The organism is Pyxidicoccus sp. M15 (assembly GCF_056858435.1).
Window position 1 is genome coordinate 1,455,701 of sequence record NZ_CM166495.1, and the last position, 12,427, is coordinate 1,468,127.

The 12,427-nt window shown below is 74.2% G+C and carries 7 protein-coding genes; 3 read left to right on the plus strand and 4 right to left on the minus strand.

Going from position 1 to position 12,427, the window contains the following annotated elements; genetic code table 11:
- The first annotated feature begins 35 nt into the window (after positions 1–35).
- Entirely contained in the window at positions 36–4,412 is a 4,377-nt protein-coding gene (locus ACX9TP_RS05850; protein WP_482978726.1) for an RCC1 domain-containing protein, read from the plus strand.
- A gap of 173 nt (positions 4,413–4,585) precedes the next feature.
- Positions 4,586–4,849: a hypothetical protein gene (locus tag ACX9TP_RS05855; RefSeq protein ID WP_482978727.1), complete on the plus strand. Its 264-nt coding sequence runs from the start codon at positions 4,586–4,588 to the stop codon at positions 4,847–4,849.
- 22 nt (positions 4,850–4,871) lie between these two features.
- Here the strand turns inward: ACX9TP_RS05855 and ACX9TP_RS05860 are convergent, their stop codons facing one another.
- The 3 genes from ACX9TP_RS05860 to ACX9TP_RS05870 form a co-directional block, all read right to left on the minus strand.
- Positions 4,872–5,846 (minus strand): hypothetical protein, encoded by a 975-nt coding sequence (locus ACX9TP_RS05860; protein ID WP_482978728.1) that lies wholly within the window; start codon positions 5,844–5,846, stop codon positions 4,872–4,874.
- A complete protein-coding gene (locus ACX9TP_RS05865) occupies positions 5,843–7,258 on the minus strand; it encodes a reverse transcriptase family protein (protein ID WP_482978729.1) in 1,416 nt (471 codons plus the stop codon). The genes ACX9TP_RS05860 and ACX9TP_RS05865 overlap by 4 nt, the downstream gene beginning before the upstream one ends.
- 318 nt (positions 7,259–7,576) lie before the next feature.
- Positions 7,577–10,501 (minus strand): HEAT repeat domain-containing protein, encoded by a 2,925-nt coding sequence (locus ACX9TP_RS05870; RefSeq protein ID WP_482978730.1) that lies wholly within the window; start codon positions 10,499–10,501, stop codon positions 7,577–7,579.
- A gap of 37 nt (positions 10,502–10,538) precedes the next feature.
- Here ACX9TP_RS05870 and ACX9TP_RS05875 point away from each other — a divergent pair, with 37 nt between their 5' ends.
- Positions 10,539–11,186: a hypothetical protein gene (locus ACX9TP_RS05875; RefSeq protein ID WP_482978731.1), complete on the plus strand. Its 648-nt coding sequence runs from the start codon at positions 10,539–10,541 to the stop codon at positions 11,184–11,186.
- A 485-nt stretch (positions 11,187–11,671) separates the two neighbouring features.
- Here the strand turns inward: ACX9TP_RS05875 and ACX9TP_RS05880 are convergent, their stop codons facing one another.
- Positions 11,672–12,286 (minus strand): hypothetical protein, encoded by a 615-nt coding sequence (locus ACX9TP_RS05880; RefSeq protein ID WP_482978732.1) that lies wholly within the window; start codon positions 12,284–12,286, stop codon positions 11,672–11,674.
- Positions 12,287–12,427: the final 141 nt, after the last annotated feature.

A 12,427-nucleotide genomic window follows, 5' to 3' on the forward strand; every position in this document is an offset into this window, starting at 1 on the left:
AGTCGGACGTGCTCGCACACCCGGAGGAAGAACCGATGCGCAAGGACATGAACGCGGGAGCTCGCGCCCTGTGGGGGCTGCTGCTCGGAGCCCTGCTGATGGCCGGCTGCGAGCGGGAGCCGAGCCCTGCCGGAGCCGCCACCGCCCCCCAGGCCCCCTCGACGCGGACCTCCCGGCTGGTGGTGCCCCAGGGCGACCTGCCCCGCCTGGCCGCGGGTGCGCAGCACTCGCTCTACCTCGCCCCCGGCGGTACGGTGTGGGCGTGGGGCGGCAACTCGGCGGGGCAGCTGGGCGGGGGGGAGCCCTCCTTCCAGCGCCTGGCGGCGGCGCAGGTGCCGGGGCTGACGGACGTGGTGTCGGTGGCGGCGGGGGACTCGCACTCGCTGGCGCTGCGCTCGGACGGGACGGTGTGGACGTGGGGGAGCAACGCCTCCGGGCAGCTCGGCGACGGCACCCTCCTGGACCGCGCCACGCCGCAGCAGGTGCTGGAGGACGTGGTGGCGGTGGCCGCGGGCGAGTTCCACTCGCTGGCGCTGCGCGCGGACGGCACGGTGTGGACGTGGGGCATCAACTTCAATGGCCAGCTGGGCCGGGGCTCCACCTCCAGCAGCGAGGCCAGTCCCGGGCCGGTGCCGGGCCTGACGGGCGTGGTGGCGCTGGCCGCCGGCTATGACTTCACCGTGGCGGTGCGCAAGGACGGCACGGTGTGGGCCTGGGGCGCCAACGGCTCCGGCCAGCTCGGGGACGGCACGTCCACCCAGCGCCTGGTGCCGGTGCAGGTGGCCGGGCTCACCGGCATCACCGCGGTGGCCGCGGGCACCTACCACGCGCTGGCGCTGCGCACGGACGGCTCGGTGTGGGCGTGGGGCTCCAACGGCGCCGGCCAGCTGGGGGACGGCTCGTGGATGGACCGGCCCACGCCGGTGCAGGTGCCGGGCTTCTCGGACGCGAAGGCGGTGGCCGCGCAGGACTCCGGCTCGCTGGCGCTGCGCGGGACGGGCACCGTGCTCGCGTGGGGCTACAACGCCTCCGGGCAGCTCGGCGACGGCACCACCACGGAGCGCGGCGCCCCGGTGGCCGTGCAGAGCTTGAGCGCGGTGACGGCCCTGGCGGCGGGAGCGCAGCACGCGGTGGCGCTGCGCGCGGATGGCACGCTGTGGGGCTGGGGCGGCGGCGCGTCCGGCCAGCTGGGCCACGGCGGCTCCGAGCGGCACCTGTCCGCGGAGCCGGTGCTGCGGCTGGCCGGGGTGACGTCGCTCGCGTCGGGCAGCTTCCACTCCCTGGGCCTGCTCTCGGACGGCTCGGTGTGGGCCTGGGGGCGCAACACCTACGGCCAGCTGGGGGAGGGGACGCAGACGGAGCGCACCGCGGCGGCGCGGGTGGCGATGTCCGGCGTCGCCGTCGCCGTGGCCGCGGCCAGCCACCACTCGGTGGCGCTGCTCAAGGACGGGACGGTGTGGACGTGGGGGCGCAACGCCTCCGGCCAGCTCGGCGATGGCACGACGAAGGACCGCGCGGTGCCCGCGCAGGTGCCGGGGCTGACGGGCGTGGTGGCGGTGGCCGCGGGCGGCAGCCACGTGCTGGCGCTGCGCGGCGACGGCACGGTGTGGGCCTGGGGCTACAACGCGCTGGGGCAGCTGGGTGACGGCACCACCAGGGACCGCGCGGTGCCCGTGAAGGTCTCCGCGCTGGCGGACGTGAAGGCGGTGGCGGCCGGCACCTACTTCTCCATGGCGCTGCGCGCGGACGGCACGGTGTGGACGTGGGGCGAGGGCTACGAGGGGCAGCTGGGCGACGGCGCCGGGGTGCAGCGCTCGACGCCGGTGATGGTGGCCGAGCTGACGGGCGTGACGGCGGTGGCCGCGGGCTCGGCGCACGCGCTGGTGGCGCGCACGGACGGCTCGGTGTGGGCCTGGGGCGACAACGCGGACGGGCAGCTCGGCGACGGCACGTGGTCGGACCGCTTCCGCCCGGTGAAGGTGTCCGGCCTGGAGGGTGTCACCGCCGTCAGCGGCGGGCGCTCCCACTCGCTGGCCCTGCTGTCCGACGGCACGCTGCGCGCCTGGGGCTCCAATGGCTATGGCCAGCTGGGGGACGGCACGCTCACCTCGCACTCCCTGCCGGCGGCGGTGCCGGGGGTGTCGGGGGTGAAGTCGCTGTGTCCCGGCTACCTGCACGTGCTGGCGCTGCGCCAGGACGGCACGGTGCGCGCGTGGGGCTACAACCGCTTCGGCCAGCTCGGGCTCGGCGTGGCCGGCTGGAGCCCGGTGCCGGTGCAGGTGCGCGGCTTCGGGCGCGAGGACCGGCTGGCGGCCGGCCGCGCGCACGCGCTGCTGGTGCGTCAGGACGGCTCGGTGCTCGCGTGGGGGCAGAATGCCTCCGGCCAGCTCGGCGACGGCTCCAGCATCCACCGCGCGGTGCCCGTCTCCGTGCCCGGCGTGCCCTGCGTCCGCTCCCTCTCCACCGGCCTGCAGCACACGCTGGCGCTGGCGTGTGACGGCACGGTGTGGGCGTGGGGCGCCAACAACCGGGGCCAGCTCGGCAACGGCACGGCCTATGCGACGCGCTCCACGCCCGTCATGGTGGATGGGCTGTCGGGCGTGGTGTCCGTCGCGGCGGGCGGAGACACGTCGATGGCGCTGCGCTCGGACGGCTCCGTCTGGGCCTGGGGAAGCAACCTCAACGGACAGCTCGGTGACGGCGGCACGACGGACCGCGCGGCTCCCATCCAGGTCAAGCGGCTGAGCGGCATGGTGGCGGTGGCGCTGGGCGAGACGCACGGCCTGGGCCTGAGCGAGGACGGCACGCTGTGGGCCTGGGGCGCCAATGCCTCCGGGCAGCTTGGCGACGGCACCACCGTCAACAGCACCGTGCCCGTGCGGGTGCAGGGGCTGGAGGGCGTCATGGCCGTGGCGGCGGGGCGGGCCTTCTCGCTGGCCCTCCGCCTGGACGGCACGCTGTGGACGTGGGGGACGAACCCGTCCGGGCAGCTCGGCGACGGCAGCAACGCCGGCCGCGGCGTGCCCCGGCCGGTGCTGGGGCTGGAGGCCGTCACCGCCGTTTCCGCGGGCGCGCACCACGTGGTGGTGACGCGTGCGGACGGCTCGGTGTGGGCCTGGGGCGACAACAGCTACGGCCAGCTGGGGGACGGCACGTACACGGCCGCGGGCCTGCCGAGGCATGTGCCGGGCCTGGCGGACGCCGTGGCCGTGGCCGCGGGCGAGCAGTACACCCTGGCGCTCCTGCGCGACGGCTCGGTGCGCTCGTGGGGCAGCAACGAGTACGGCCAGCTGGGAGAGGTGGCGTCGGGCCCGCGCCTGGAGCCGGTGGAGGTGAAGGTGCAGGGGCCGAAAATCCGCCCGCCCGTGCTCGACGTGCGCGCCTGGCACCAGCACGCGCTGGTGTTGCTGGCGGACCACACCGTGCACGCGTGGGGTGACAACACCTACGGCCAGCTGGGAGACGGCACCACGGTGAGCCGGTCCGCGCCCGCCGCGGTGAGTGGGCTGACGGACGTGGCGGCGGTGTCCTCGGGCGTGTACCACTCGCTGGCGCTGCGCGCGGACGGCACGGTGTGGGCCTGGGGCGGCAACGGCTTCGGCCAGCTGGGGGACGGCACCACCTCCGCGCGGCAGCTGCCGGTGCGCGTGGAGGGCCTGGCGGACGTGAAGGCCATCGCCGCCGGTAGCTACCACTCGCTGGCGGTGCGCGCGGACGGCACCGTGTGGACGTGGGGCTACAACGCCTTCGGGCAGCTCGGGGACGGCACCGCCGCGTCGCGCCTGGTGCCGGTGCAGGTGGAGGGCGTCGAGGACGCGCGCGCCGCCGCGGGTGGGGACCACCACTCGCTGGTGCTGCTCGACAACGGCACCCTGGTGGGCTGGGGCTACAACGCCAGCGGGCAGCTGGGAGACGGCACCACCACCACGCGCTACTCGCGGGTGTCGGTGTTGTCGCTGGACGGCGTGGTGGAGGTGCGGGCCGGCGCGTACCACACGCTGGCGCGGCGTGAGGACGGCACGGTGTGGACGTGGGGCGACAACAGCTTCGGCCAGCTTGGCACGTCCAGCGGCAAGCCCCGCCTGGTGCCGGGGCCTGTGGCGGGCATGACGGGAGTGATGGCCATTGGCGCCGGAGCCCGGCACTCGCTCGCCGTGAGCCCGGAGGGCGCCGTCTGGACGTGGGGCCGCAACTCCCACGGCCAGCTCGGCAACGGGGACAGCCTCCACCACTCCGAGCCCGTGCTCGTGAAGGGGCTGGCCTCCACCCGCCACGTGTCCGCCGGCAGCGACTTCTCCATGGCCATGCTGGAGGACGGCACCGTGCTCAGCTGGGGCAGCAACCTCCACGGCACGCTGGGCCAGGGCGTCCGCGGCACCCGCTGCTCCCCCGGCACCGTGGCCATGCCCTGAGCCCGGGCCGGGTGCGCGGGGGCCCACACGGTGCGCCCCGCGCCGCCATGGGGATGCGCTGGTTATCCTGAAACATGCGCAACCCCGTTGCGTTGACGTGCGCCCGTCCTTCGCTCACCATGAGTCGTGACAACCCCGGTTGTCCGAAAGCGAGGGAGTCCATGTCGAAGTGGATGGCAGTGGTGGTTGCGGTCCTCACCGCGGCGGGCGCGTTGGTGCCGGCGGTGGCTTGGGCGTACGGGCAGAAGGCCGGCCCCTGCAATGTGAGCGTCCGTTGCGTGGATGGCACCACGGTGTCCTGTTCCGGCGCGAAGGTCTGCTACTGGAGGGTGGACTCTCCCGCGGGCACCGGCTTCGTGGAGTGTGACTCCTTCGGGCGCAGCTACTGCCAGCTCCTGCTGGACGAGGAGGGCGAGCCCATCCTCGAGGTGGAGTAGCGCAGTCCCTGGCGCGGGGCTGTCAGAGCCGCAGTCCCGCGCCCAGTCGCTTGTGCACCGGCTCCAGCTCGCGCCGGTCCAGGCCCATGTCCATGAGCTCCAGGCGGCGCAGCTTCGGCATCGCCTTGACGGAGCGGAACGCGAGCGCCCCTTCATCGCTCAGCTCGTTGCGGGACAGCTCCAGCCGCTCCACCTGGAGGAGCGTCTTGCTGGCCGCGAGCGCCTCGGCGCCCTCGTCGGACAGGCTGTTGCGGTTGAGGGCCAGCAGCCGGAGCGCGCCGAGCGCGGTGCCGCGCGCGAGTGCCCCCGCGCCCTCGTCGGACAGGCCGGTGCCGGAGAGGTAGAGCGCCTCCAGCGACAGCGGCCCCTTCGCGAGCGCCTCGGCGGACGCGTCGGACAGCTCGGCGCTGGAGACGCTCAGGGAGCGCAGCCCCGCCAGCGCCTTGCCCCCAGCCACCGCCGCGACGGCCTCGTCGTCGGCGCCGGCCAGCATCAGCCTCACGAGGTGGCCCGCGTGCGGCGCGGAGGCCAGCGCCTTCGCCGCGCGCGTCACGCCGGAGCCGGTGAGCTTCAGCTGGCGGATGCGCTCGAACCAGGGCTGCCCGCCGGCGAGCGCCAGGCCCTTGCCGTCCTTCGTCTCCAACGTCAGCCGGTGCAGCGGCTCGCGTGCGAACAGGGCCTCGCCGTGCTTCGCGAGGTTGTCCTCGGACAGGGTGGCCTCCTCGATGAAGCCCCGGGAGAAGACGACGTCGCTCGCGTGGGCGTCCTCCAGCGGCTGGCGCCACCGGCGGCCGTGCTCCGCGAGCAGTATCTCCACGCACTTCTTGAAGCCCTCCCGGCGCACCGGGTCCAGGCGTCCGCTCAGCGCCAGCTGCATGTGGATGAGCTCGACGCGCGCGTCGTCGGTGCCGCACAGGACGTCCGCGCAGACCTGCCTCGCATCGTTGCTCTCGGGCTCGTCGGCGATGCGCGCCACCAGCTCCTGCCAGGTACTCATCGGGCGAGCAGCTCCTTCACCTCGCGCTGCCAGCGCTCCCCCAGCTCCGGGTGCACCATGCGCACGTAGGCGGCGTAGCCCTCCAGCCACTGGGGGAAGTCCGGGCGCCCGCGCGCCTGTGACTCCACGCCGTGCTGGCGGCAGTTGGCGAGGATGGCCTTGAAGCGGCGGCGCTCCTCGCGGGGGATGGAGACCTGCTGGTTGACGGTGAGGCCCGTCACCCGCTGGCGGCCGCCCTGGCGCATGACGCGGCGCTTGGCGGCGTTCTCCGCGAAGCCCTCCTGCTGGAGGATGGCGTTCACCCACCAGAGGAAGCGGCCCAGCTTCTCGGGCGGCTTCTGGAAGGAGAAGGACAGGTCGTCCGCGTAGCGCGTGTACGTGGCGTCCGCCTTCTTCGCCAGCGCGGTGAGGCGCGCGTCCATGCGGCGGCAGACGAGGTTGGCGATGGCGGGCGAGGTGGGCGCGCCCTGCGGCAGCACCCCGGGCCACACCACGGTGCCATCCGCCAGCCGGGGCCTCCACGTGGTGAGGCCGGCGAGCACGGAGGACACCTCGTCGCGGTAGCCGTACGCCGCGAAGAGGCCCTTCACGCGGCGGTAGTGCACCGTGGGGAAGAAGTCCTCCAGGTCCACGCGCACGACGACGGTGGAGCCCACGTGCGGCTGTGCATTCGTCACCGTGGAGCGCCCGGGGACGAAGCCGTGCACGGCCGGGTGCGTGGGCAGGTGCGCGAGGAGCTTGTCGAGGATGGCGCGCTGCACGGCCTTGAGCTTCGCGCGCGGGGCGCAGAGGCGGCGCACGCCTCCGGAGCGCTTGGGTACGTCGAACTCCACGTAGCCGGAGCCGGCCTCCGAGCCCGGACGCATCAGCGCGTCCAGCTCCTCCTCCTGCACGCCGACGAGCGTCGCCACGTCCGCGTGCGACTTCAGCACGGGCAGGGCGGCGGTGAGGCCGGGCTTGCGCTTCACCGGCGGGCTCATGCTCGGGTAGAGGCCGAAGTTCCAGCCGGTGGGATTCCATCCGCCCAGGGCGGTGGCGCTGGCGTAGCGCGGCGGGTCGGCGCGGATGTCGGGAGGGGAGACGTCCGCGAGGCCCAGGCGGCGCACGGCGGCGCGGGCATGGGCGGCCACGCGCGAGTCCGGGTCCTTCACGCGGCGGCGGAGCTGGCCGGAGGCGCTGGCGCGGGCGAAGAGCAGGGGAATGAGGCGCACGGCCTGGAGCCGCTCGCGCGGGTCCACGCTCTTGAGGCGGCGGGCGACGGGCTCCAGCCAGGAGCGGCTCACGTAGAAGCGGGCCACCTCGTACTCGGCCAGGCCCTGGTGGCGCTCCAGCAGCGCGACGATGCGGTCGAAGTTCGCCTCGGGGTCGGCCAGCAGCGGCTTCAGCTCGAGGATGAGGCCAACGAGGTCCATTCCGGCGCTCCGACCGCGGTGAAGGACTGCGACGCTCCTGAGGCCGCCGCCACCTGCACGGCAGAGGCGGGCGAGGTCGGGGAAGCCCGCCAGGCGGACCTCGCACCGCTTCGTCCTTCAATGGGAGTCACAGGCAGCCGCGACGTGACATCGCGGACGGAAGGCTGGCTGCACGCGGCCCCAGGAGCGAGGTGGAGCACACCACATCCGTCAGGTGGAGGGAAGGTCACCCGCGTCGGGAGGGCCGTCCTCCTCTTCGAGCAGTGAGAGCAGTGCGTCACGCGGCCCGCCGGGGCCGCGGTGGATGCGGGTGCTGACTCAGGAGGAGGGGAGGTCGCCGGCGTCGGGAGGGCCATCCTCCTCTTCGAGCAGTGAGAGCAGTGCGTCACGCGGCCCGCCCGGAGCGCGGCGGACGAGCGCGTCGAGCTGGCGGCTTCGCGCACGCACGCGCTCTCCGTGGACGCGCATGGCGGGCAGGGCGTCCGGCTCCATGTACGGGCGGGAGAGCACGTCCAGGTTGTGGAGAAGCTCGCGGCGGCTGCGCGGCGCGGTGAGGGATGCGCTGACGCCGGGCTGTGAGAGGGAGTAGCGGTAGCAGTCCACGGCCGTCGGGAGCGGCGCGTCCGGCGGAGTACCGGGGGCCGGCTGGAGGAGGCGGCCGTAGCAGGTGGCGGTGAAGGTGAGCACGCCGGTACCTCGGGCCCGGGCTTCCGGAAGGAATGTTCCTTCCGCGCCGGGGTGCGCGGCGCTGTGGCGGGTCATGACGACGGGCCATGGGTGCTGGCGGAGCGCGTCGCGGGCGAGGTCTCTCAGGTGCGTGGAGAAGCCGAAGGTGCGGACCTTTCCCTCGGTGCGCAGCCGCTCGAGGGCGGCGAAGTCCTCCGCATGGAGGCGCTCGGGGGAGCGGACCCAGAAGAGGAGGAACACGTCGAGCCACGGGGTGCGCAGGCGGCGGAGCGCGGTCTCCACGTCGCGGCGCAGGGCGGTGGCACCCGAGTAGTAGCTGCCGGCGATGATGACGAGCCCGTCGCGCAGGTTGCGGCCACTGCGGAGGAACGTGGTGAGCGCGCTGTAGCGCGGCTCCCAGAAGAAGGTGTTGAGGCCGGCTTCACGGGCCTCGAAGAAGGGCTCGGGCGTGGTGAGGTGCGCGCCGGAGAGGACGAGCGGCGAGACGGTGAGGCCCGTGCGGCCCAGGGCGCGCGAGGAGGTGTGGAGAGGCACGGCGGAGCGCGGGGCGGGAGCGGCGCGCGGCTGTGCGGGGCGCGTGGGCCGGTGGCGCGCGAGGGCGGGCTCGGAGGCGATGAGCTCGTCGGGGAAGACGAGGGTGAGGGCCTGGAGGTGGGAGACGACGCGCTCGGGCTCTGCGTTGCCGAGGAGGGCGGAGCGGAGGTGCTCGAAGGCGGAGGCATCCGCGAGGCGAAGGCGCCAGGTCCAGGCGGAGGTTCGCAGGGCTTCATCCTGCTCTCGCGTGGGGCCGTGCAGGAGGTCGTCGAGGAGCGTGTCGAGCAGGGGGCACGACTCCAGGATGGAGGCCGCCGCCGAGCGGGCCATGGGCGAGGTGTCGAGCGACAGGCGCAGCAGGGCGCGCAGCTCTTCCCGGCCGCGGGTGGGGGAGAGCAGCTCGGCGGCCCGGGCGCGCAGCCATGCGTCGGGGGACTGTGAGCAGGCGAGGGCGGCCGTGCTCATGCCGTGGTCCGCGTCATCCGGCCCTGCCGCGAGACGACGGCCCAGTGGCAGCAGCAGCTCGAGCGCGGTGCGGCGCAGCGTGGGGTCCGGGTCCTCCGCGCAGACCCGGAGCGCGGAGTCAGTGTCCAGCACCGCGGAGCGAATCCATGGGTCCTCGTGTCCTTCGGCCTCCTCGCGCTCGGTCTCCGTGAGCAGGTCGAGCGACGCGAGCGCCCGCAGGGCCACGGCGCGCACGGCCGGGTCCTCGTCGTGTGAGGCGTGGATGAGCAGCTCGGGCTCCTCCAGGAACATGGCCGCCACGGCCACGGCGCGCCGCTCGCGAGTCGTGGCGGCGCGAGGTGCGAAGCGCGCCAGTGCCAGTGCGAAGGCCTCGGCGGCGGCGCGTGCCGGGGGCCTGCGCTCCCAGGCGGCGATGACCTCCGCGCGCACGTGCTCGTCCGGGTCTTCGAGCGCGGCGAGCACGTCGTCCAGGCTGTCGGGGTCGTAGACGAGGCCGGAGAGCGCCGCGCGCCGCAGGGCGGGCTCGTGGTGACGCAGCAGAATGCGCACGCGCTCCAGCAGCTCGGGGCTCCCCCTACGCACCGCGACGCGCGAGGCCCAGGCCACCGCGCCTGGGCGAGGTGGCGCGGCGAGAATCCGGGATGCGAGCTCGAGGTCCTCCACGTCGAGGCGCTCGAGCAGCGCGTGGGCTTCCGCTGCCGCATGTGGCACGCGCGGCTCGTCCAGCCAGCGCATCGCGAGGAGCAGGGCGTCCACGTCCTTCCGCTCGCGGAGGCGCCGACGCGCGAGGAGTCGCAGCGGCTCATGCGGGTCCCCCAGCCACTCGACCAGCTCGCGAGCGGTGAGCGCCGAGGCGGGAGTGGCCTCCAGTCGCGCCGTCGTCACCGCCGGGTCTTCGTTGCCGAGGGACTCGGGACGCTCCGTGCGCAGTGGCTCCGTCTGCTCTAGTGCGCCCCCGACGTGCTCCGTTGCCTGGAGCGAAGGCGCTTCGTTCCACGCCGTTTCGAGCCACGCCACCGCGGAGCGCATCGGCCCTTGTGTGGCGCCCTCCGCTGCCTGCCGAACGCGCTGCCGCACGGCCGGGTTGCCCAGGCCAATCCACGCCAGCGCCTGCACCGCCGCATGTCGCACGCGCCAGAACGGGTCCTCCAGCGCGCCCAGCAGCACGTCCATCGCCCCCGAGCCCGCGACGGACGCGGACGCCCGCACCACCGCCCGGCGTACCCACCACACGGGCTCTTCCCGCACCGCGCGCACCGCCTGCGGCAGCAGCGCCTGTGCCCCCAGCCGTGCTAGCGCGCGCCACGCCCTGTCCCTCACCAGCGGCATCGGGTCCGCGAGCGCGTCGAGCAGTGCCTGGGTGAAGCGCGCATCCCGCGTCCCACCGAGCCGCTGCGCGGCCGTGGCGCGCACCTCCGCGTCCTCGTCCGTGAGCAGGGCCTGCCGCAGGGCGTAGCGTCCCGCGAGCGTGGAGGTGCCGACCTCGCCCACCGCCTCGCGTCGAACCGCGACGTCCTCGTCGAGCAACCGCACCGTGGCCGGGTCCAGGTCGGGCATTGCGGCGGACTCTACGCGCCCTGGTACACTCGGGGACATGCCCGACATGCTGGCCATCATCAGCAAGGCGGTGTTCGAGAAGGAAGCCGCCGGCAAGAAGCCCGGTGACGTGCTTCCGATGGACCGCTACCGCAGCAACAGCAAGCACCTGGCGTCACTGAGCTCGGGCGGGCGCCTGTTCCTCTTCACGGTGCGTCCACCCAACGAGGCGCTCTGGCTGGTAGCGGTGCTCGAAGGGCTCAAGTCGGACGCCGAGGGCTGGCGCTCCCGGCCCAACACCGTGCCCATCACCGACGTCACCGCGCTCATCCCGAAGATTCGCTTCGAGTCCGGCAAGGGCATCCAGGCCGCGAAGGGCGCGCTGGGCATGTCGCTGCAGACGCCTCGGGCTCTCACCACGGCGGACGCCGCGCTGCTGCTCCAGACCGCGGGCGGCGAGGACACCGGAGGCGGCCCCACCAACCTCACGGCGCACGAGGCGCAGCCGAAGCTGCCGTGTCTGTGCGGACGTTGCTTCCCGAAGAGCCCCGAGCGCGCCGCGACGGGTGGCCTCACCTTCCTGCGCTCGAAGGTGGAGACCGGCGGCAAGGTCCTCTACTACTGGCTGCCCGAGGAGCTCTCCGCTGATGCGCGCATCATCGCCCAGTCGGTGCGTGGTGCGCTGATGGGGCGCCTCGGCACCTGACGCGTGCGCGGGTCGCTGCTCTTCGCCGCGGTCGCTGGTTGGGAGCCTCGGCACCTGACGCGTGCGTGGGTCGCTGCTCTTCGCCGCGGTCTCGAGCGTGGGTGTGCGCAGGCGATGGGGCGGACGTATCCGTCCGGCCGGGAGGTGCGGACCTGTGCCCCGTGATCACGGAGGCGTTGCGACGCTTCGGGCAGAGCCCGAGCTCGTCGAGGAGCCTCATTGACGCGAGCGGAGATGGAACAGAGCGGCAACGGAAGTGTCGCCCCGTAGCGCGCGCGGAGTGCCCTCACACCGAGCGGCGTGCGGGGCGCGTCCTCCCACCGCACCGGCTCGGAGGCGGCGGGCGGAGCCGGGCATGGTGGGGGCCCTGTGCGCGGCGCACCACGACAGGGCGGCAGGACGTTGGCGTCCGCCGGCCGGCAACCGAGCTTCGTCGACGAGGAACGTGCATGAGGAGGGACGACGCGAAACCAGAGGAGCGCTGTCTACTTCTTCCCGGGCGCTGCGGGCGACGCCAGCTCGGAGCCGATCTGCTGCCACTCCTGCGCATAGGCACCGCGGGCGAAGGCTCGCAGCTCCTCACCCGTCACCGTGCCCCGCGCGAGCGCGGTGTCGAGCGCGCGCACGACGGCATTGCGGTGCGGCTGCTCGACGAACGGGTTGCCCTCGCGGAACACCTCGCCGAAGAGGGACTCCAGCCGGCCGTCCTGCTTCAGGCGCTCGACGATGCGGGCCTGCGAGGCGGGCTCGTCCGCGTGCGCGTGGAGCATCGCGGAGGCGAGGCCGCCCTGCGCATCCGCCTGGTCGGGGAACTCGGAGAGCAACTCCAGCTCCGCGTCGGCTCCGGCGGCGGCCGCGAGGTCCTGCGCCGCGGTCGTCTGTGAAGCCACGGCCGGCGTGGCGCGCGGCGTGGGACGGCGGTCCGGCTCGAAGTCGCTGCGCCCCTGGAAGGGCTGTACCGCGCGGTGCGTCTGGCCGCCCTTCGTCCCCGCGCCCGGCTGCGCACCCCTGGCGGCGGTGTCCGGCCGCTCCGCTCCGGAGCGCTCCGTCACGGGGCCCTTGGGGGAGGACGGGCGGTTGCCACCATCAATGCGCGACATGGGGGAGCTCCAGCGGTGGAATCCCCTGGCGGACAGGGCCAGGGGAATTCCCATGTAGGTTATCGGACGCGTGCGGCGCCAGTTGCGTCCCTCCCGGAAGGGTGGGGTCGGCCCTTCCCCCGCGCACCCCCGGACCTTCAC